This is a genomic window from Sporofaciens musculi (genome assembly GCF_009830285.1).
Taxonomy (GTDB): domain Bacteria; phylum Bacillota; class Clostridia; order Lachnospirales; family Lachnospiraceae; genus Sporofaciens; species Sporofaciens musculi.
The window spans coordinates 759,789-782,649 of sequence record NZ_WUQX01000001.1; the positions used below are offsets into that span (position 1 = coordinate 759,789).

Annotated in this window: 11 protein-coding genes and 6 pseudogenes; all 17 read left to right on the forward strand. The window is 49.6% G+C overall.

What is annotated here, in order from left to right:
* Positions 1 to 6: 6 nt before the first annotated feature.
* The gene (locus GN277_RS03810; RefSeq protein ID WP_022743059.1) at positions 7 to 1,671 is read left to right on the forward strand and encodes a recombinase family protein; all 1,665 of its coding nucleotides are present in this window, start codon (positions 7 to 9) and stop codon (positions 1,669 to 1,671) included.
* Between the two features lie 91 nt (positions 1,672 to 1,762).
* Positions 1,763 to 1,849, forward strand: a complete 87-nt coding sequence (locus GN277_RS32060; protein ID WP_280178642.1) for a Maff2 family mobile element protein — start codon at positions 1,763 to 1,765, stop codon at positions 1,847 to 1,849.
* Positions 1,850 to 1,854: 5 nt separating this feature from the next.
* Positions 1,855 to 2,727: a VirB6/TrbL-like conjugal transfer protein, CD1112 family gene (locus GN277_RS03820; RefSeq protein ID WP_159749864.1), complete on the forward strand. Its 873-nt coding sequence runs from the start codon at positions 1,855 to 1,857 to the stop codon at positions 2,725 to 2,727.
* A 60-nt stretch (positions 2,728 to 2,787) separates the two neighbouring features.
* Positions 2,788 to 3,194: pseudogene (locus tag GN277_RS03825) on the forward strand (PrgI family protein).
* A pseudogene (locus GN277_RS03830) lies at positions 3,142 to 5,639 on the forward strand (VirB4-like conjugal transfer ATPase, CD1110 family). Before GN277_RS03825 ends, GN277_RS03830 begins: the two co-directional pseudogenes overlap by 53 nt.
* A pseudogene (locus GN277_RS32065) lies at positions 5,639 to 8,405 on the forward strand (CD1108 family mobile element protein). Before GN277_RS03830 ends, GN277_RS32065 begins: the two co-directional pseudogenes overlap by 1 nt.
* Positions 8,406 to 8,512: 107 nt before the next feature.
* Complete coding sequence (locus GN277_RS03840) at positions 8,513 to 9,382, forward strand: hypothetical protein (RefSeq protein ID WP_244324585.1); 870 nt, start codon at positions 8,513 to 8,515, stop codon at positions 9,380 to 9,382.
* Positions 9,379 to 9,639, forward strand: a complete 261-nt coding sequence (locus GN277_RS03845; protein WP_159749866.1) for a cell envelope biogenesis protein TolA — start codon at positions 9,379 to 9,381, stop codon at positions 9,637 to 9,639. Before GN277_RS03840 ends, GN277_RS03845 begins: the two co-directional genes overlap by 4 nt.
* Positions 9,617 to 11,266: a CD1107 family mobile element protein gene (locus GN277_RS03850; RefSeq protein ID WP_159749868.1), complete on the forward strand. Its 1,650-nt coding sequence runs from the start codon at positions 9,617 to 9,619 to the stop codon at positions 11,264 to 11,266. Before GN277_RS03845 ends, GN277_RS03850 begins: the two co-directional genes overlap by 23 nt.
* A pseudogene (locus GN277_RS32070) lies at positions 11,267 to 13,379 on the forward strand (DNA topoisomerase 3); the annotation flags it as partial.
* Between the two features lie 48 nt (positions 13,380 to 13,427).
* Positions 13,428 to 13,733, forward strand: a pseudogene (locus GN277_RS32075) (helix-turn-helix domain-containing protein); the annotation flags it as partial.
* A 74-nt stretch (positions 13,734 to 13,807) separates the two neighbouring features.
* On the forward strand, positions 13,808 to 14,176 hold the full coding sequence (locus GN277_RS29850; protein WP_244324587.1) for a hypothetical protein: 369 nt from the start codon (positions 13,808 to 13,810) through the stop codon (positions 14,174 to 14,176).
* On the forward strand, positions 14,146 to 16,197 hold the full coding sequence (locus GN277_RS32570) for a hypothetical protein (RefSeq protein ID WP_456300586.1): 2,052 nt from the start codon (positions 14,146 to 14,148) through the stop codon (positions 16,195 to 16,197). Before GN277_RS29850 ends, GN277_RS32570 begins: the two co-directional genes overlap by 31 nt.
* The gene (locus GN277_RS32350; RefSeq protein ID WP_244324589.1) at positions 16,146 to 16,682 is read left to right on the forward strand and encodes a hypothetical protein; all 537 of its coding nucleotides are present in this window, start codon (positions 16,146 to 16,148) and stop codon (positions 16,680 to 16,682) included. Before GN277_RS32570 ends, GN277_RS32350 begins: the two co-directional genes overlap by 52 nt.
* On the forward strand, positions 16,661 to 16,771 hold the full coding sequence (locus GN277_RS32355; protein WP_244324590.1) for a DUF3849 domain-containing protein: 111 nt from the start codon (positions 16,661 to 16,663) through the stop codon (positions 16,769 to 16,771). The genes GN277_RS32350 and GN277_RS32355 overlap by 22 nt, the downstream gene beginning before the upstream one ends.
* Positions 16,772 to 16,773: 2 nt before the next feature.
* A complete protein-coding gene (locus tag GN277_RS32360; RefSeq protein WP_244324953.1) occupies positions 16,774 to 17,535 on the forward strand; it encodes a DUF3849 domain-containing protein in 762 nt (253 codons plus the stop codon).
* Between the two features lie 211 nt (positions 17,536 to 17,746).
* Positions 17,747 to 22,860: pseudogene (locus GN277_RS32080) on the forward strand (DEAD/DEAH box helicase family protein); the annotation flags it as partial.
* Position 22,861 lies beyond the last annotated feature (1 nt).

Consider the following 22,861-nt stretch of genomic DNA (forward strand, 5'->3'; position numbering starts at 1 on the left):
ACGGTTATGATGAACGCAATGGAATATACAGGGATGGACACACTTCTTGCCGGGAGCTTCCGGGCAGCTATCTATTGCAGGCTGTCCAAGGACGACGACCTTGACGGGACGAGCGCCAGTATCGAGAACCAGCGGGATATGCTGGAAAAGTTCTGCCAGAAGCAGGGATGGGAGGTTACGGCAGTCTATCAGGACGACGGCTTCACCGGCCTGAACATGGAACGCCCCGACCTGAAACGGATGTTGAAAGCCATTGAGCGGAAACAGATAAACCTTGTGATTACAAAGGATTTATCGAGGTTAGGACGGAACTACTTGCAGACCGGGCAGCTTATCGAGGACTTCTTCCCAAGAAACGGTGTGCGCTACATCGCCATGAATGACGGTATCGACACCATGCGGGACAACAACGACATTGCGCCCTTTAAAAATATCCTGAATGAGATGTACAGCAAGGATATTTCCAAGAAAGTCCATTCTTCCTATGTGCTGAAGGCGCAGAAAGGCCAGTTCACCGGCTGTATCGCCCCGTTTGGCTACAAGAAAGACCCGGAGGACAAGAACCACCTTCTCATTGACGGGGAAACCGCCCCGGTTGTCCGGCTGATTTTCGGATATGCGCTGGACGGCCACGGCCCCAACTACATCCGGCGCAGGCTGGAGGAAGAAAAGCACCCCTGCCCGACATGGTGGAACCGGAAGCGGGGACACCGGAACATCCGCACCAAATGGGAAAAGAAAGACCCGGAAAACGGGCGGTACGTCTGGGACTTCTCCGTGATTAAGGAAATCCTGATGAACCCCGTCTACACCGGCGCAATCGCTTCCCAAAAGACCGAGTACCGCTTTAAAATCGGCACTATCCGGGATAAGAAGCCGGAGGACTGGATTGTGGTGGAGGGGACGCATGAGCCGCTGGTGGACAAAAAGGACTTTGCGATTGTGCAGGAAAAACTGAAATCCCGCCAGCGACCGGGCAAATCCGGGGAAATCAACCTCTTTGCAGGGCTGATAAAATGTGGGGAGTGCGGAAAGGCTCTCACCATCCGCACCACGCATGAGAAGTTCCCGAAGCGGATTTTCTCCTGTAAGACCTACAATGCCTATGGGAAGCAGCACTGCACACAGCACCGGGTTGAATTTGACACGCTCTATTCTCTTGTGCTGAACAAAATCCGGGAGTGCGCCACCGCTGCCCTGACCGACAGCGAAGCGGTGGCCGGACGGCTGACCGACACCTGCCAGGCCGAGCAGAAAGACCAGCGGGAAGCGATGGAGCGCACCCTTGCCAAAGACGAAGAACGGATTGAAGTGCTGGAAAAGATGGTATTGCGGCTCTATGAGGACATGGTAGCCGGACGAATCACAGAAGAAAACTTCAATCTCCTGCTGGAAAAGACACAGAAGGAACAGGCGGAATTAAAGGCTAAAGTTGAGAAAGGCAGGAAACACCTTGCCAATGAAATCCGGCTTGCCGTGGACGCAAGGCAGTGGGTGGAATCCATACAGGAATACCGGGACATCACCGAACTGGACGCTTCCATCCTGAACCGCCTGATTAAAGAAATCGTTGTCCATGAAACCATAGACAGCGACAAAACAAGACACATTTCTATCGAAATTCATTTTAATCTCAAACCCATACCGGAAGTGGAGCAGGTCACAGGCTGACCGCTCCCCTGCTCCGGGGGATTCTTTAAAAACTCCATATATATTTCTTGACGTGCCGCCGCCCGCCAGAAAGCTGTATTGTTCCTACTAATTGGGGATAACACAGCTTATGAGTGGAGGGGGCATTATTATTGTGGCGCAGACGGTGATTCCACAGCTCTCCAGCTTGTTTTCATAAGATAAATGGGCGGCATCATAGACAAAATCACTGATTTCATAAAGGAGATGCTGCAGGGGTGGGTACTTAATAACCTTGATACCATGTTTTCCGATGTCAATGATAAGGTCGGCACGATTGCGGGGGAGGTCAGCAAGACACCAAGCACTTGGAACTCCAGCATATTCAGCATGATACGGACGCTTTCGGAAAACGTGGTAGTCCCCATAGCAGGCATGATAATCAGTTTTGTGCTGATCTATGAGCTGATAACAATGGTAATCGACAAAAACAATATGCATGACTTTGATACAAGCCTGTTCTTCCGTTTTTTATTCAAGGCTTGTATCGCTGTCATGCTGCTTTCCAAGACCTTTGATATAGTCATGGCGGTGTTTGATGTGGGAAGCCATGTGGTGACACAGGCGGCATCTTCCATATCCGGCTCTACAAGCCTTGACGTGCAGGCTACCCTTACCACCATGTTCAACAGCCAGATTGACACAATGGGGATAGGGGAGCTTATCGGTCTTGGTCTGGAAACTATGGTCATCAGCTTATGTATGAAAATCATGTCCGTCCTCATCACCGTCATTCTATACGGGCGCATGATTGAAATATACCTTTATGTGTCAGTTGCCCCAATCCCGGCAGCGACAGTTACCAACCGGGAATGGGGTACAATCGGGACGAATTACTTAAAAGGGCTTGTCGCCCTTGCGTTTCAGGGGTTCTTCATCATGGTTTGCGTGGCGATCTATGCTGTGCTTGTGGCAAGCGTGGCAGTGGCAGGCAATTTACACAGCGCATTGTGGTCGGTTGCGGCATATACCGTAATCCTCTGTTTCAGTTTATTCAAGACAGGCTCATTATCAAAATCAATTTTCAATGCCCACTAAACACAGCGGACTCATGGAAGCTGGCGGTTTGGCGGGCATTGCCCACGAAAGGAGCAGACTATGGCAATATCCGTACCAGTGCCAAAAGACCTGAGTGGAATCAAGACAAAAGTGGCGTTGAACCTTACCAAAAGGCAGATTATCTGCTTTTCCGGCGCAGCACTTGTGGGAGTGCCTTTATATTTCCTTACCAAAGGGGTATTGGGGACACAGGGGCGGCGCTTATCATGGTGGGCGCAATGCTGCCATTCTTCTTTTTGGCAATGTATGAAAAAGACGGTTTCCCGGCAGAGAAGATTTTATACTTCATGCTCCGGCAGAAGGTACTCACGCCGGGAATCAGACCGTATAAATCGGAAAACCTCTACAAGCAGTTGGAGGAGAGGGAAAAAATCAGGAGGGAGGTATGTTTCCTTGAACAAAAAGCAAAAGGCGGGGGCGGCAAAGCCAAAACCGCAGGAAAATAAGCGGACACCGGAAAAAGCGGGGCTGACCTTATCGGAAAAGAAACGCCTTGCGGAGCTGAAACGTGCGCTTGCCGGGAACAGCAAAGAGCAGGCGAAGCCGGACACCGCACAGAAAACCATTACATTCAAAAAAATGTACCGGGACGGCATCTGTCAGGTGGCGGACGGTTATTACACGAAAATGGTGGAGTTTTACGACATCAACTATGATCTGCTGGAGGTGGAGGATCAGGCGGATATTCTGGAGGAATACAGCAAGCTGATTAACTATTTTGATCCGTCCATAAAGTTCCAGTTGTTCTTATTTAACAGGCAGGTCAGCGAGCAGGCTCTTGCGGAGCAGTTCGATATTTCCTTACAGGGTGATGCGTTTGACGATATTCGTGACGAGTACACGCAGATGTTAAAGCACCAGTCGGCAAAGGGCAACAATGGAATCATCAAGTCTAAGTACCTGATTTTCGGCGTGGAAAGCACCGGGTACAGGGAAGCAAAGAGCAAGTTAAGCAATATTGAGAAGGACGTGGTACACAATTTAAACAATATCGGCACGAACGCCAGAGGTCTTGACGGGAAGGAAAGGCTGCGTATCCTGCATGAGTATTTTAATCAGGGTACAATGGAGCCTTTCCGGTTTTCGTTTAAGGAGCTGTCAGAATCCGGGAAGTCAGTTAAAGATTACATTGCACCGCCGGGATTTGACTTCCGCTATCCGAGCCGCTTTAAGTCCGGCAGTATTTACGGGAGCGTGTCTTACCTTGACATGATTGCGCCGAAGTTTACGGACGAGATGGTTAAGAAGCTGCTGGACATTGATGACAACCTCACCCTTACCATGCATATGCAGACCATTGATCCGGTGGAAGCAATCAAGATGATAAAACGTGCGCTCACCGACATTCAGAAAATGAAAATTGAGGAGCAGAAAAAGGCTGTAAGAAGCGGTTACGATATGGATATTCTGCCTACGGACATCGTGACTTATGAGAAGGACACGCTGGAACTGCTTGACGATTTGAACACAAGCAACCAGAAACTTATCAAAATGACCTTCCTCATTACCTGTTACGGGCGGACGAAACGGGAACTGGAGAACCTGACACAGAGGGTGTCCGGCATTATCCAGCAGGCAAACTGCAACCTCAGATGTTTGCAGTATTTACAGGAACAGGGGTTAATGGCGAGTGCGCCGATTGGGTGCAACGATGTGGGGATTGAAAGAAACCTCACCACAAAAAGCGCCGCTGTCCTTGTGCCTTTCTGCACACAGGAGCTTTTCATGCCCGCACCCGCCATTTATTACGGTCTGAACGCACTTTCCAACAACATGATTATGGCAGACCGGAAAAGGCTGCGTACACCGAATGGGGTAATTTTAGGCACACCCGGCAGTGGTAAATCATTCAGCGCAAAGCGTGAGATTTTATCCTGTTTCCTTATCACAAAGGACGATATAATCGTCTGCGATCCAGAGGGCGAGTATTTTCCATTAGTGCAGGCGCTTCATGGGCAGGTGGTAAGGCTTGCCACTAATTCAAAGGATTACCTGAACCCGATGGACATTCAGCTCTCCCATAAGGGGGACAAGGAAGCGTTGAAGTTAAAGAGCGATTTTTTAATTACCCTGTGCGATTTGATTGCCGGGGGAAGGACGGTCTGGAGAATGACGAGAAGGGCATCATTGACACCTGCATCAAGCATATCTATGACGGGTATTTCAAGCACCCGAAGCCAGAGAATATGCCCATACTGGAAGATTTGTATAATGCGCTGTTAAAGTATGAGCCGAGGGACGTTGCGCCGGAGATGCAGAGGGAAGCGAAGCAGAAGGCGGTACGGATTGCCAATAGCCTTGTATTGTATGTGCATGGCTCGCAGAATTATTTTAACCACCGTACCAACGTGGACGCACACAACCGGATCATGTGCTTTGACATTCGGGATTTGGGAAACCAGTTAAAAGAGATAGGGATGCTGATTGTGCAGGATGCGGTCTGGAACAGGGTGTCAAAAAACCGGGAACGGAAAGTTGCCACAAGGTACTACTGTGACGAGTTCCATTTGCTTTTAAAAGAGAAGCAGACAGCCATTTACTCAGTGGAAATCTGGAAAAGGTTCAGGAAGTGGGGCGGAATCCCGACAGGCTTGACGCAAAACGTGGGCGATTTTCTGAAATCGGAGGAAATCGAGGGCATCTTGGGTAACAGTGATTTTGTGTACCTGTTAAACCAGAACGCCAAAGACCAGCATATTTTGGCGGATAAGTTGGGATTGTCGGAGAAACAGCTCATGCACGTCACCAATTCCGAGCCGGGAAGCGGTCTGATATTGTTTGACAACGTGGTTATCCCATTCGTAGATAAGTACCCGGCAGATACAAAGACCTTTGCGATTATGAACACGAAGCCGGAAGAATCTGTAACAAAGGGGGATGAGGACAGTTAATGGCAGAAAAGAAAGGAAAGAAAAACAGGATACCGCTTACCGTAAAGAAGCAAATGCAGAGTTCCATAAGGGAGCTGGCAATGCTTTTACGGGCGGCGGCAATGCTGCCTATCAGCCGAGAGATTCCGGTATCGGGAAGCCGGGGCGTGGTTCGGGCGGCAAAAGGCAGACGGAAAAGAGTATGCAGGCACAGCAGGAAACTTTTGGACAAAAAGTCCAGAAGTCCAAAGAGAGCCAGCCGGGAAAAAACAGCACGTTTACAGGGAATAAAAGCATGGATACCCGGAGTAGCGATGCCGGACAGCGTAAACAGAACCATGATTCAAAGGTTCAGGCAAGAAAGCAGATGTACCGGAACACTTCTGGACAAAAAGTCCAAAAGTCCGAAGCGAAGCCGGGGCAGGAAGAAAAATCGGATTTTGTAAAGGAAAGCAGCGGATTTACCGGGCAGGAAAGTTTTAACCAGACGGAGGATCAAGAGAAGAAACAGCCGGATGCGGAAGATTACCACCGGAGGGACACTTACAGGCAGTCGCAGAAAAAAGGGAAATACCATAAAAAGCGGGTGCAGAGGGAACACCGGAACAAAGGCGGCACGAAGGAAAAAGCGGAAAATAAAACCTTTACGGAAGAATCTTTTACGGAGAATACCGGAAAACTGTTTCAGGGGGAAGGAGGTTCTGAATTTACAGGCAGTAAAAAGCTGCAAAAGAAACAGCGGCAGGCGCAGAAAGCCGCAAAGAAGGTACAGAAAGCAAGGGCGAAGCTGCCAAAGACAAGGGAATACACCTTGCAGAGAGTGTTTGACGAGAAAACCGGGAAGGGAAGATATGTAGTTGTCCCTCTGGAGAAGGAGAAGCCTTTCAAGCAGGAGGGAATATCAAAGACCACCATGCGCCGGATGCAGAATGAGGGCAGAAATTTTGTGCATGGGAAAATCGCTGAAACGGAGAAAGAAAATTCAGCGGTGGAGGGCGCACATAAATCGGAGCAGAAAGTGGAAACGGTTTATTCTTTCGTCAAAAGGCAGATAAAGGAAAAGAGCAGAAACAGCGGGCGAAGGTGGCAAAGCTGGAAAAAAGCAGTTTAAAAAGGAAGTCAATTTCCAGTACCAGAAGTTCTTGGAAGAAAACCCGCAGATGCAGAAAAAGCCTTGCAAAAGCGGTTACAGAAACAGCGCATTAAACGGGAATATATCAAGGCGAGGAAGAAAGCGGCGGCAGGAAAAACAGCGGAGCAGGCGTTTGAAAAGACGAAAAACGGTGCGGTCACTGTGGCGAGGAAGTTACAGGAGTTCGCAAGGAGAAATGCGGGCTTGCTTGTGACGGTGGGCATCATGGCTCTGCTCCTTATGATGATTATGGTTTCCGTATCGTCCTGCGGGGCGATGTTTGCGGATACGCAGTCCACAATCTTAGCGGCAAGCTATTTAAGCAAGCCGGAGGAGATTGACGCCGCCGATTTACAGCTTACCCGTCTGGAGCTTGACTTGCAGAATGAGATTGACCGGGTGGAAACAGACTATCCGGGGTATGACGAATATTCCTACAATCTTGGGGCAATTGGGCATAACCCGTTTACCCTTATCAGCTATCTGTCCGCAGTCCATACGGAATTTACCGCAGGCGGGGTGGAAAGTGAAATACAGGCTCTATTTGATGAGATGTATACGCTGACGCTCACGCCGGATACGGAAACGAGGACAAGGACGGTCACAAAGACAGGCACAAGGACGGTCACTGATCCGGTCACAGGGGAAGAAACAGAGGAAGAATATGAGTATGAGGAGGAAGAAGAATACGAGGTCAGTATCCTCAGAGTGACGCTTACGGTCATATCATTAGAGAGCCTTGTTTCTGGGAAAATGGATACGGAACAGGCGGAGATTTTTGCCATGTACCGGGAAACAAACGGTCTGCTTCAGGAGTTCGCTTCGCCGCTTGACCTTTACTGGTATTATTATGTGTCGAGCTATTACGGATACCGGAAGAACCCGGTCACAGGGAACGAGGAATTTCACCGGGGCGTGGATATAGCAGTTCCCACAGGCACAACCGTATATGCTGCCCATGACGGTATGGTGACAGCGGCGGCATATGACAGCCACTATGGGAATTATGTGGTGATTGAGATTGACGGTTACACAACCAAGTATGCCCATATGGATACGCTCAGTGTGAGTGCGGGGCAGACAGTGGAAAAAGGGACGGTTATCGGCACAACGGGCAATACCGGGAGCAGCACAGGAAGCCACTTGCATATCGAGTGTTTGTATGACGGGGAGTATTATAACCCGTTATTTTATTTCGATGTGGGCGAAGGCACGCTTTACGGGGAAACGCCGGGAGGTCTGCCGGGGAACGCCATACCGCCGGATGCCTACGATGACGCATCGGTGCAGGCTCTTATGGAGGAAGCCGCTAAATATTTGGGATTCCCGTATGTGTGGGGCGGCTCAAGCCCTTCCACAAGTTTCGATTGCTCAGGCTTTGTTTGTTGGACTTTTACCAACAGTGGGGTGCATAACCTTCCACGAACCACCGCACAGGGGATATATGACCAGTGTACGCCTGTTTCCGCATCGGACGCAAAGGCGGGGGACATTATCTTTTTACCGGGACTTACAATTCTGCCGGGGCGGTGAGCCATGTGGGTATTTACTGCGGTAACGGGACAATGATCCACTGCGGAGATCCAATCAGCTACGCAAGCATCAACTCGTCCTACTGGCAGAGCCATTTCTACGCATTTGGTCGCCTTCAATAACAATACAAACTTATGATAGGACAATTTTATAACATAGAAGGGAGCGTGATATTATCAAAGTCGGATTGATTGATGTGGACAGCCATAACTTCCCCAATTTGTGCCTTATGAAGCTGTCAGCTTACCATAAGGCAAGGGGCGATACATTGGAATGGTATGACGGGCGAAAACATTATGACCTTGTATATATGAGCCGGGTGTTTACGGACAGCTATTCTAAGGATTACTCTGGTACAATTCATGCTGACTGCATTATAAGGGGCGGCACAGGGTATGGGCTTCATAACCGTCTGCCGGAGGAAGTGGAGCATATATATCCGGACTATGCATTATACCCGAAATTTGAAGGAACTGCATATGGTTTTCTGTCAAGAGGGTGTCCTCGTGGATGCGGTTTCTGCATTGTAGGGGAAAAGGAGGGGCGCAGGACGGTTGCGGTCGCTGACCTTGCCGAGTTCTGGCGTGGGGAAAAAGAAATAAAGCTGCTTGATGCGAACCTGTTAGCCTGCCCGGATTGGGAACGGTTATTACAGCAGCTTGCACAAAGCGGCGCAATGGTGGATTTTACACAGGGACTTGATGTGCGCCTGATTACTCCGGAGAAGGTGGAGATGCTGAACAAAGTGAAAACAAAAATGCTGCACTTCGCTTGGGATAATCCGGAAGATGACCTGACAGGGTATTTCAAAAGGTTTTCAGAACTTACAACTGTGAAAGATTACCGGAAAAGGCGGGTGTATGTGTTGACAAACTATAACAGTAGCCATGAACAGGACTTGTACAGGATATACACTCTGCAGGATATGGGATTTGATCCCTATGTAATGGTATACGAAAAGCCAACTGCGCCACCCGTTACAAGGAAACTGCAAAGATGGGTAAATAACAAATGGCTTTTCAGGGCAGTGTTAGATTTTAATGATTTTGATCCAACCGGGTGGGAAAAACGGAAAAAACAGAAAGCGAGGAATTTATGACAAAGGAGCGCATTGAAAAGGCACTTTCCAAAGTGGATGCGCAGCTTGAATCCTTACAGGCAAAAAAGAAGGATTTGGAAGAACAGAAGCGCATGGCGGAAAGAGCCGAAAAAATGGATATTATCGAAAAGCATAAAATCTCGTCCGAGAAGCTGCAATTACTCATCAAATTCAGCGAGGACGAGATTTTGAAGTTATTGGAAGAAAAAGAAAACGCAAAGGAGATGGCAGGAAATGAAGAAAAAGTTATCAGTTAGGGCGGCGGTGTCGCTGCTCTTGTCAGCATTATTGTTCTGTATGCCCGTAGGGGCGTTTATGGCGAACAGCGGGAATACGGTAGATGCCTATGCGGAGGAAAGCGGAGCGTCAGAGGAAGGCAGTACCGAAGCGGAAACAGAGGAAAATAAGGAAACCGGGGAAACGGAAGCCGAGTCCGGTGAGAATGAGGGGGAAACAGAAACGGAATCCGGCGGCAGTGGGGAAGGTACGGAAGGCGGGACGGTATCCGGGAATGAAGTGCCGGAGCCGGAATGTACCTGTAAAGAAAAATGCACACAGTATTCCACTGATAAAGATTGTGAGGTCTGCAAGGGGGATTACAGCTTATGCGAATATGTGAACCCGAATGTAAAAATCACAATCTCCACTCCGTCCGGCTGGCACAATGACACCACGAAGGTACATATCTCCGTTGAAGATGTGGCGCATTCCGGCAACTTCTCCATAAAGACGGTGCAGGCGAAAGTGGCGCAGAATGGGAGCTGGACGGACATCACAGAGGATATGTATGTGGAGATTTCGGAGAATGCCACCGTTTATGTGCTTGTGACAGACCAGAGGGGCAAGACCTATGAGAAAAACCGCTATATCAGGTGCTTTGACTTCACGAAGCCTACCTTAAACGCTGCGGTCAGTGACGGTCTGCTCTCCGTTCAGGCGCATGATACGGATTCCGGTATCAAGGCGGTGTATGTGAACGGGTATGAGTTTAAGGAGCTTACCAATGGCGTGTTGAATATCCGCCTGCAGCAGTTTGACGCAGGCTACCAGTATTTCACCATTTCCGCAATGGACAATGCCGGGAATATGTCAGAGGTCTATAAGACAGCGAACCCGTATTATACCGATCCGGAAAAAACGGACGGGAATGAGAAGAACCCGGCAGAGCAGCTCCCGGTGAGCGCACAGGCAACCAAGCCTTCCTCCGCTACCGCACAGGTGACGGAACATACCAAGACGGACAGTGACGGGAACACCGTTTCCGAAAACAGCCTTGCAGAGCAGAAAAAGCAGGCTATGGCGGAAGCGGCGGCATCGGAGAAGAAAGAGGAATCTGGGGAGAAGGAGAAAAGCGAAACGGGGAAGGAATTTTATACAATCCAGACCGCATCGGAAAAAGTGTTCTACCTTATCATTGACCGGGACGGGGAGGAAGAAGTGGTTTATTTCCTGACCGAAGTTACGGAAAATGACCTGCTGAACGTGACAGCGGACAACAGCGATACCTTACCGCAAAATTCCGCCGCACTGGAATCTGCAATCCCTGTGACGGAGGGCGCACTTCCCAACAATAACGGGGAACAGGAAACGGAAGAAGAACCTGCGGAAGAAGCGGCAGAGGACGGGGAGGAAAATACCGAAGAACCCGAACCGGAGCCGGAGAAAACAGAGGAAAACCCGGCGGCAACCTATATCATTCTTGGGATTGTGGCGGTTGCGGCTATTGGCGGCGGCTATTATTTCAAGGTAGCCAAGAAAAAGAAAGAGGAATTTCTTGACGAGGACGATGAGGAGGAGGACGAGGAAGAAGAATACGATGATGACGAGGAAAACGAGGACACAGAGGATGATTTTTTTGAAGATAAGGAAGGGGAGGAAGAATAAATGCAGTTAGTCATAGCAGAAAAACCGAGCGTGGCAAGGAGCATTGCGGAGGTAATCGGCGCAACGGAAATCAGTGACGGATATATGGAAGGAAACGGTTATGTTGTGAGCTGGTGCGTGGGGCATCTGGTGGAGCTGGCACAGCCGGAAAGCTACGGGGAGCAGTGGAAAAAATGGACGTATGAGAGCCTGCCTGTCAAGCCGAAAACATGGCAGTATGAGGTGAAGCCGGACACGAAAGCGCAGTATGACGTTCTTTTTAAATTGATGCACAGGGAGGATGTGTCGGCTACGATCTGCGCCACTGACGCCGGACGGGAGGGAGAGCTTATCTTCCGCCTTGTGTATGAAATGGCAGGCTGTGACAAGCCGATCAAACGCCTGTGGATTTCCTCAATGGAGGAAAGCGCCATTCGTGAAGGGTTTGAAAATTTACAGCCGGGGAGTGATTATGACAACCTGTACCATTCCGCATTGTGCAGGCAGGAAGCGGACTGGCTTGTGGGCATCAACGGTACAAGGCTGTTTACGGTTTTATATGGCGGAAAGGTTTTAAAGGTGGGGCGGGTGCAGACACCCACCCTTGCGATGTTAGTAGACCGGGAAGCAAAGATTATGAATTTCCAGAAGGAAAAATATTACATGGCGCATATCCTGATGGACGGATGGATGCCGCCACCGGGCGTATTGATGATAAGAATAAAGCGGATGAGATTGCGGGGGCTTGCCGGGACGGGCAGGCTCTCACCACGTCCGTTGTGAAAGAGGAAAAAACGGTTATGCCGCCGAAGCTCTATGACCTTACCACGCTCCAGAGGGATGCGAACCGTTTATTCGGATTTACCGCAAAGCAGACTTTAGAGTACACGCAGAGCCTTTATGAAAAAAGTTAGCCACATATCCGAGGACGGACAGCCAGTTCTTATCCGATGACATGGGGCAAACCGCAGAGGGCGTGATTGAAGCAGTATTCAGTTCCCTGATGTTTGAGGAAAACAAGGCTTCCAGACCGGACATCAAGCGGATTCTGAACAGCAAAAGGGTGACAGACCACCACGCCATTATCCCCACAATGGAGATAGCGAGAGCTGACCTTGCGGCACTGCCGGAAACGGAGCGTAAAATCCTGTCTTTGGTTGCGAACCGCCTGTTATGCGCCACCGGGGAGAAACATTTGTATGAAACGGTAAAGGCGGAGTTTTCCTGCAATGGACATACTTTTGCAGTTTCCGGGAAGTCCGTCACGCATAACGGGTGGAAGTCCTTTGAGGATGCCTTTAAGCGTTCCTTTAAAATCTCCGGGAATCAGGAGGAAGAAAAAGAGGAAAAGAAGCTGCCAGAACTGTCGGAGGGACAGGCATTTGACGGTGTGCAGACGAAAGTCAGCGAGCATTTCACTTCCCCGCCGAAGCACTTTACGGAAGATTTATTATTATCGGCAATGGAACGTGCCGGGGCGGAAGATATGGGCGATGACGTGGAGAGGAAAGGCTTGGGTACGCCTGCGACAAGGGCGGATATTATCGAAAAGTTAGTCAAGGACGGTTTTTGTGAAGCGTGAGAAGAAGCAGATCATACCGACAGAGGACGGAATGAAGCTGATTACGGTGCTGCCGGATGTGGTGAAGTCCCCGAAACTTACCGCCGATTGGGAAAATGCCCTGACGCTGGTAGCGAAAGGGGAGCTTCCTATGGAGGACTTCATGGCGGACATTGAAAACATGGTGTCGGAACTGATACATACCTACCATGAGGTCAGTGACGAGCAGAAAAAGATGTTTGCACAGGAGCAGGCGGCTCTTGGGGTATGCCCGAACTGCGGCGGTCAGGTGGTAAAGGGAAATTCGGCGCATATTGTGTGAAAAAATGCGGTATGAACGTGAGCCGGGTAATGGGAACTGCCCTTACCGATGCACAGGTGAAGGATATGCTTGCCGGGAAGAAAATCCTGTTAAAAGGGTTAAAGAGCAAGGCGGGCAAGCCCTATGATGCCTATATTATTCCGAGTGGGACGGAAGAATACCGTTACACCAAAGACGGGGCAGAAAAAAGCGGGGTACAGTTTAAGTTTGTCATGGAGTTTCCGAAAAAGAAATCTTCTGGTGGGAAGAAAAATAAGGGAGGAAGAAAGATGTTTACAACCGGGGATAAGTTATTAAACGTGATGAAAGAGAAAGAAATCAGCATTATGGAGCTTTCCAGAATGTCGGGAGTGCCGGAGAGGACAATCATGGATATTCTGGCGGGCATCAGGGAGCCGGAACTTGGCGTGGTATGCAGGATTGCGGACGGGCTTGGTATCTGCGTCCATGAGCTTCGTGCCGATGAGGAACAGTATGCCATATCCGTACAGAAGGATACCCTTGCAAAGCTGATTGTGGTCAGCGAGATAAACGGTGTGGAGCTGGAGGAACTGATACATACCATTCTGGAAAAGGGCATTGAGGAACATGGTTTCTACGAATAATGCCAGAGAGTAACAGGAAACAGGCAGCAAGATACGTTTTTGTATTTTGCTGCCATTTTTAATGGAGGATTGCCATGAGGAAATATGATGTAATTTCCGCACTCTCTGAAGAAACATCAAAGAGAGTGACGAGAAATGAAGAAAGCTGGAAGAAATATCTGAACACAGCATCAAGGCTCTACAAATACCCGTTCAAAGACCAGCTCCTTATCTATGCCCAAAGACCGGACGCCACAGCCTGCGCTTCCATAGAGATATGGAATGAAAAAATGCACTGTTGGGTAAACAAGGGCGCAAAGGGGATTGCGCTTCTGGATGAAGAAGGGAGTCCCTACACCGGACTGCGGTACGTCTTTGATATATCGGACGTGCATAAGGCAAGGCGCATCGGGCGTTTCCCCAGCTTTGGGAGATGCGGGAGGAACATCAGGAAGCGGTTCTGAACCGTCTGGAAGGGATTTACGGGGATACTAACAAGGAAGCGGGATTTGTGGACAGGATCAGGGAGATTGCTTCCCGGATTGCGCAGGACTGTTATGGGGAGCTTGCTTCGGATATGGAATATCTGAAAGAGGGAAGTTTTCTGGAGGAACTGGACGAACTGAATATCGCTGTTCGTGTCCGGGAAACGCTGGCGGACAGCATCGCCTACACCGTCTTAAAGCGGTGCGGCATGGAAGATGCGGAGTTGGCAGAGGAAATCCAGTTCCCTTATATCCATGAGTTTAATACAATAGAAACCCTGTCACATATCGGTGACAGCATATCCGATTTATCCAAGCCTGTGCTTATGGAGATTGGCAAAGCAATCGGGGCGTATGACAGGGAAATTGCCGGAAAGGAAGCATCAAGAAATTTTGTCGAAAAAGGACTTGCAAATACCTCTGACACACGCTATAATGCTTTAAAGCGTGAAAGCGAAGCGAAGGACGTACAACCTACCACACAGACCGGAAATGCCGGGGAAAGGGGAAATAATGATGAATCTGACCTACGAGAAGAACGGGGATTACATGATACCGATGTTACAGGTGGACGAGCAGCCGGAGGGGACGCTCACGAAATACGGACTGATGAGGAAGAATTACTTACAGGAACACAAGAAGGGGATTTACACCGGGCTTCTGCTGAAAGGGAAGCTGAAAGAGCATCTTCTGACCATTCAGGAGCAGGCGGAGCAGAGGATGGAACTGCTGACCGGGCAGATGATGAAGCAGGAGGGAGTGACGGAAAAACTCAAGGCAGAGAACCAGATGCTCTGGATTCAGAAGATGAACAACATCAGGCACTCGGCGGAGGAAATCGTGCTGAGGGAACTGGTATACAGCCTGTAAGTAAAGAAGCGACTGAAAAAACTGAAAATAAGGATTTACCAGAGCCGGACAGTGGAGAACCATTGCCCGGTCTTTCTTTGTCCGGAATAGAGAAAGGCATTTTGCAGTTTGATGAATTTATGGTGCATAAATGCCCGGATATTGCCGGGGTAATGCTTTTCGAGCCGGATAAGGATAAACAGACGGAGTATATCAAAAACAGTTACAGGCACAAGGAATTTACCGAGTTTTATGTAGGGGAGGAAAGAGCCGGGTACAGGGCGGACGAGAACGGTCTGACGGTCTGGAAGGGGAGCTATTTAAACCGGACAGCGGAAGCAACTGTATCATGGGAAGCTGTGAGGGACAGCATCGCCTTTTACATGGAAAAGGGCGAATATCTGAAAGAAGGGCAGATTCCGCAATGGGAAGAACCGAAGGAAAAGGAAGTTTACCAACAGCTTAGTTTATTCTCCACGATAGAGGAACAGATCGGCACGATAGAAGCGGCGCAGGCAGGAGAGAAATATATCATGCCCGCCGCTTTTTCTCTGCCAAAGGAGCAGCTTGAAGCCATTTTACGCACAGGAGGCGGACGGGATAACAGCAGGAGCCGCATTTACGCCAAGTACCAGCAGGGCAAAACGCCGGAGGAAGTGGCGGAGTTTCTGAAAAATGAGTACCGTACTACCGGGAAAGGTTTTGATTTTGGCAGCAATCCCATTTCCGTCTGGTTCAATGAATCCGGCATGAGTATCGGCTACGGGATGTCCGCAAAGGAAAACCCGGTTGCGGTGATGGGCTGGCAGGAAATAGAGGGCGTTGTCCGTTCTATGGTGGAGAATGGCTCTTACATGGGCGCAAATGAAGTGTTCCTTGTGGATGCGGTGGAACGCCAGAGGGTGTCAAATGACCTGTTCAATTTCTTCCGGGACGGTATCGGGGAAATCCCGGAGAACATACCGATTAAGACTTACAACCACCCGGAGAGCATGACAAACCTCTGCGAGCTTTTATCCACGCAGGAGGGGCGTGATGTTGTCGCCGGGGAGCTTTCCCACGCAAAGGAGCAGATTGAAGCCGGGGAAAAGCAGATAAGATGGCGGTATGTAAAAAGCCGGAGCATCTGCTTTCAGAGATTGCGGATTTAAGCACAGAGAAAACAGAATACCCGGTACAGGACAGCGTGGAGGTGCTGCATGAGGATTTTATCACGCAGGATGAGATAGATGAGCGTCTGACAGGCGGCAGCAATGTTCATCATGGGCAGTTCCGTATCTATGAGTATTTCATGGAGGGGCATGACAAGAAAGAAAACATTGCCTTCCTTAAAAATGAATATGGGACGGGCGGCGGCTCTCCCGCCTTGATTGGTTCAGACCGGAGCGATGAATGGCACGATTCCAAAGGAATCAAATTGGGGAAAGGCAGGATAGGCGATCCATACGCAAAAGTGCTTTTAAAATGGAACGTGGTGGAGAAGCGCATCAGGGAGCTTGTCAATGCGGATAAATACCTTACGCCGAAGGGGAAGGAAGCCTTCGCACAGTACAAAAAGAGCAGGCGGAGGAAGCCATGCGCCGGGAGCAGGAAAAGCTGGAGCATGGTATCCGGGTGGAGTGCAAAGATGCCATAGAAAAAGCGATTGCGGAGAAATTTGACGGTTACACCCTTCCGGGGATGCCGCAGAGGGCGTTATCCGGCAGTACGGGAAGGAACGTGTAGAGATTGTCCTTGCCAATACAATCACGCACTTATCCTATGACGGGCGGTTTTCCCCCGACAATAAGGAATGGGCAAAGAACCTTGTGCCTTCTGCTGACTGGCAGACAAGGGATTATATCGTCACGTCCCACCCGGCTGTTTTGGACGGTTTCACCAATCAGGCAAGACGGTTTATAGAGCGTGACAGAGAACCGGAAAAAATGGCTGTACCGGGGCAGGAAGCGGAAATTTCCGGGGACAATGTTCAGAGTCCCGAACCGGAAAACAAATCCAGTGAAAGTGAAAAAGAACTGATTGAAAGGCTTGCGGAAATGTCCGCAGTGGTAAAAATCTGCGGTGCGCTGTCCATGAAAGATGTGGTCGGCTGGAACGAGGATACCGGGGCGGTTGCCATAGAGGACGCTGACAGGAGGTTAGAGGGAAAGGCAGTTTATGACACTCTGTTTCTGGAAGCCGCCGATTATGTATTGATGCAGTCATTAAGCGGCAATGCGGAAAAGGCGGTGGAGATGGATGCTCTGCTGAAGGAAGCACAGAAGTATGCGGCACGTTATGAGAACGAGCAAGGACAGCAGAGGGAAGGACACGCTGCGGAAGTATCTGAAGCAGAGCCGGAAAAACAGACAGAAGAACCGGAACAGGAAGAAACAGTACGCTTTTACGGTTACGGAAACTTCGGATGCCTTTACAGAGCCTTATGCGGTATGGGACAGCGAAACACAGGATTATTATGTAACAGGCGATGGCACAGTGCCGACATTTGATACACCGGAGGAAGCGGATGTTTTCTGTCAAAATCTCAACGGAGATTTACAGGGGAAAGAAGCAGAAAGTATTGTTACAGAGCCGGGAACTGTTTCAAAATCAAAAGATTCTGCTGAAAAAGATGATTTCTCCGACATTGACACACAGGCTGTCCGGGAAGGTCTGGAAAAAGCCGGGATTGTGGACGGGCAGGTAGTAGATGAAACTGCCTTAGAAAACGATCCGTTTATCCAACAGGTCATGGGTGATGTGGAAACGCTGACCGGGGGCAATCCGCCAGAGCCGGAAAAAGTACCGCAAAAGGAGCCGGAGATTGATAAAACAGGCGCAGTTAATTACCGTATCTCTTTCAATGAAGCGGAGAATACCGGGAAAGGATTTGCGCCGAAAGAGAAATTCCGGCAGAACGTGGAAGCCATACGAACCCTTGAAAAGATTGAAGGTGAACGCCGCACTGCCACGCCGGAGGAACAGGAAGTCTTAGCAAAATATGTAGGTTGGGGCGGTCTTGCCGATGCCTTTGATTCTTCCAAAGCGAACTGGGCGAATGAGTATCAGGAATTAAAGAGCCTGTTATCCCCGGAGGAATACGCTTCCGCAAGGGAAAGCACATTAAATGCCCACTACACAAGCCCGGTCATCATTCAGGCAATCTATGACGCTGTGGGAAAATGGGATTTACCAGAGGGAATGTGTTAGATCCCGCCGCAGGCATTGGGAATTTCTATGGCTGTCTGCCGGAGGAAATGGCAGGGAGCAGGCTCTACGGGGCGGAGCTTGACGGGATTACCGGGCGCATCGCAAAACAGCTTTACCCTCATGCGGACATTAAAATCACAGGATTTGAGAATACCAGTTATCCCAATGACTTTTTGACGTGGCGGTGGGAAATGTGCCTTTCGGACAGTATAAAGTGTCTGACAGGCAGTATGACAAGCACAATTTTTTGATACATGATTATTTTTTCGCAAAGACTTTGGATAAAGTACGTCCGGGCGGCATCGTTGCCTTTGTCACTTCAAAGGGGACTATGGATAAGAAAAACCCGGAAGTGCGGAAATACCTTGCACAGCGGGCGGAGCTATTGGGGGCGGTCAGGCTCCCGAACACAGCGTTTAAGGAAAATGCGGGTACGGAGGTCACTTCGGATATTTTATTCTTAAAGAAGCGTGACCGGGTGTTAGACATTGAGCCGGACTGGGTGCATCTGACGGAAAAAGACGGTATCGTGATGAACCAGTATTTCGCAGACCACCCGGAAATGGTACTCGGAAAAATGGAGATGGTTTCCGGGGCGCATGGCATGGAAAGCGCCTGCCTGCCGGACACGTCCCTTCCCCTGTCGGCGCAGCTTAAAAATGCGCTCTCTTATGTGGAGGGCAGCATCGAGCAGGCGGATTTCAATGAGATTGATGACGAGCTGGCAAGGGAGAACATACCCGCCGATCCGGAGGTAAAGAATTACAGCTATACCGTTGTGGATGATAAAGTGTACTACCGGGAAAATTCCATAATGAAGCCTGTGGACGTGTCGGAGAAGGCGGAGCAGCGCATGAAGGGCATGGTGGCAATCCGGGACTGTACGCAGGAGTTGATAAACTTCCAGTTGGACGAGTACCCGGAGGAAATGATTTTAAACAAGCAGGCGGAATTAAACCAGTTATACGATGGTTTCTCCAAGAAATTCGGTCTGCTGAATTCCCAGACCAACCGGAGGGCGTTCAATCAGGATTCCAGCTACTGCCTGTTATGCTCCCTTGAAAATCTGGACGATGAGGGGAATTTCATCGGCAAGGCGGATATGTTCTCCAAACGTACCATTAAAAAGCAGGAAGTTGTGACGAGCGTGGACACAGCAAGTGAAGCGCTGGCGGTATCTTTAAGTGAGAAGGCGGGCGTGGACTTAGCCTATATGTCACAGCTTGCGGACAAGAGCGTGGAGGAAATCACGAAGGAGCTTGCGGGGGTAATCTTCCAGAACCCGGTCACAGAGGAATGGGAAACCGCAGACGAGTATTTAAGTGGGAACGTGCGGGAGAAGCTGTCAGTGGCAAGAACCTTTGCGGAAAACCACCCGGAATACGCCATTAACGTATCCTCACTGGAAAGCGTACAGCCGAAGGAGCTGGACGCATCGGAGATTGAGGTGCGTGTGGGCGCAACATGGATTTCACCAAAATATATTGAGGACTTCATGCGTGAAACCTTTGAAACGCCGGAGTATCTTTTTGACCGTAACACAATGGGCGTACTCTACTCTAATGTAACCGGGCAGTGGAACGTGAAGGGGAAAAACGCAGACCGGGGAAATGCCCTTGTCAACATGACTTACGGGACAGGGCGGGCAAACGCCTATAAGATTCTGGAGGATTCCTTAAACCTGCGTGACACCCGTATTTTTGACATTGTGACGGAGGACGGGAAGGAAAAAGAGTCCTCAACAAAAAAGAAACCACGCTGGCAAGCCAGAAGCAGGAAGCAATTAGGGAAGCCTTTAAAGATTGGGTATTTCGTGATCCGGAGCGCAGGCAGGATTTATGTGTAAAATATAATGAGCTTTTCAATTCCACCAGACCGAGGGAATATGACGGTTCGCATTTAAAATTCCCCGGCATGACGCCGGACATTGTACTCAGACCACACCAGCTTAACGCTGTGGCGCATCAGTTATACGGGGACAACACACTGCTCGCCCATTGCGTGGGTGCAGGAAAGACCTTTGAAATGATTGCGGCGGCAATGGAAAATAAGAGGTTGGGATTGTGCCAAAAGAGCTTATTTGTCGTGCCAAACCATTTGACGGAGCAGTGGGCGAGTGACTTCCTGCGTCTGTATCCGGGGGCGAATATCTTAGCGGCAACCAAGAAGGATTTTGAACCCGCCAACCGGAAAAGTTCTGTTCCAGAATCGCAACAGGGGATTATGACGCTGTGATTATCGGTCACAGTCAGTTTGAAAAATCCCGCTTTCCACCGAAAGGCAGATGGCGATGATTGAAAGACAGATAGCAGAAATTGAAATGGCTATCGAATCCTTAAAAGCGGAGAATGGCGAGCGTTACTCCATTAAGCAGATGGAAAAGACGAAGAAATCTCTGTCCGCAAGGTTAAGCCGCTTGAATGATTCCAGTCGGAAGGACAATGTTGTGACCTTTGAACAGTTGGGCGTGGATCGGCTGTTTGTGGACGAGAGCCATAATTATAAGAACCTCTTTTTATACACAAAAATGCGGAATGTGGCGGGCATCGCACAGACGGAAGCGCAGAAATCCTCGGATATGTTTGCCAAGTGCCAGTATATGGACGAGCTAACCGGAGGGAAGGGAATCACATTCGCAACGGGTACTCCGATCAGCAACAGTATGACGGAACTTTACACCAATATGCGGTATCTCCAGTACAATACCTTACAGCGTTTGGGATTGGGACATTTCGATAGTTGGGCGGCATCGTTTGGGGAAACTCAGACAGCGATTGAGCTTGCGCCGGAGGGGACTGGATACCGGGCAAAAACAAGGTTCGCAAAGTTTTTAATTTACCGGAACTGATTGCATTATTCAAAGAAAGTGCAGACATACAGACACCGGATATGTTAAAGCTGCCTGTGCCGGAAGCAGATTATGAAAATATCGTGTTAAAGCCGAGCGAGTACCAGCAGGACATGGTTCAGTCACTTGCGGACAGGGCAGAAGCGGTCAGGGACAGGAAAGTGCAGCCGAACATCGACAATATGCTGAAAATCACCAATGACGGGAGAAAGTTAGCGTTAGACCAGCGGCTCATCAATGATATGCTTCCCGATGAAGAAAACTCCAAAGCCACAACCTGTGTGGAGAAGGCGTTTGAGATTTGGGAGCAGACCAAAGAGCAGAAATCGGCGCAGCTTATCTTCTGCGATTTATCCACACCGAAAGGAGATGGGACATTCAACGTATATGAGGACATCAGGGATAAGCTCATGGCGAAGGGGGTGCCGGAACATGAAATAGCATTTATCCATAACGCCAATACGGAAACAAGGAAAGCGGAGCTGTTCGCAAAAGTAAGAAGCGGGCAGGTTCGTTTTTGTTAGGCTCAACCGCAAAAATGGGAGCCGGGACAAACGTACAGGACAGACTGATTGCGTTACACCACCTCGATGTGCCCTGGCGTCCGTCCGACATTGAACAGCAGGAAGGTCGGATTTTAAGACAGGGCAACATGAATGACAAGGTAAAAATATTCCGGTATGTGACGGAGGGGACATTCGACAGCTACTCATGGCAGCTCATCGAAAACAAGCAGAAATTCATCGGTCAGATTATGACGAGCAAATCCCCGGTCAGAAGCTGTGAGGACATAGACGAAGCGGCTCTCACCTATGCGGAAGTAAAGGCTCTGGCAACGGGCAATCCCTACATAAAAGAAAAGATGGATTTGGATATTCAGGTGTCCAAGCTAAAGCTGTTAAAGGCAAACCACACCAGCCAGAAATACCGCTTAGAGGACAATATCGTGAAGCATTACCCGGTGCAGATCGCTTCCATGAAAGAACGCCTTGCGGGGTATCGTGCCGACATTCAGACCTACGCACAGAATAAATTTCCGGACAAGGATACTTTCTCCATTAAAATCGGAAACCGGGTATATACGGACAAGAAGGAAGCCGGGGCGGCACTGATTGATATGTGCCGGAGCGCAAAACAGCCGAATATAGCGGTCACAATCGGGGAGTATCAGGGATTTAAGATGAGCGTTTCCTTCGATTCGTTCTTTTCCAAGTTTACGGTGAATTTAAAGGGCAGCATCACCCATGAGGTGGAAATCGGCACTGATCCGTTGGGGAATTTGCAGAGGTTAAGCAACGCCTTAGAGGGCATGACCGGGAAAATGGAAACGGTGGCGCAGAAGCTGGAGAACGTGGAGCATCAGCTTGAAACCGCAAAGGTGGAGGTCACAAAGCCATTCGCACAGGAAGCGGAACTTGCGGAGAAGCTGGAACGCCTGACAGAGCTAAATGCCCTGTTAAATATGGACGAAAAGGGCGGCGATGGGATTGATATGGACGATGAGCCGGAGAATGACGGGGAACAGGAGGAACTTGATACAGAGGAAATGGGGCGTGATGCGGAAGCGGTGGCGGATGCGCCTTTCAGACCGCAGGTGAACCGGGCAGTATCGGAGAAGGTGGCGGAGCATGGGAAGGAGAGGATGTTAGCCGACAGTCCGAGATGCCGCATTTCTGTAAAAGAGAAACTTGCCGAGATGCGTGAGAGGGCATACGGGCAGAAACCGCCGGAAAAGCCGGATATTTCAAAAGGTAAAGGGAAAGAGGAAAGTTTATAAG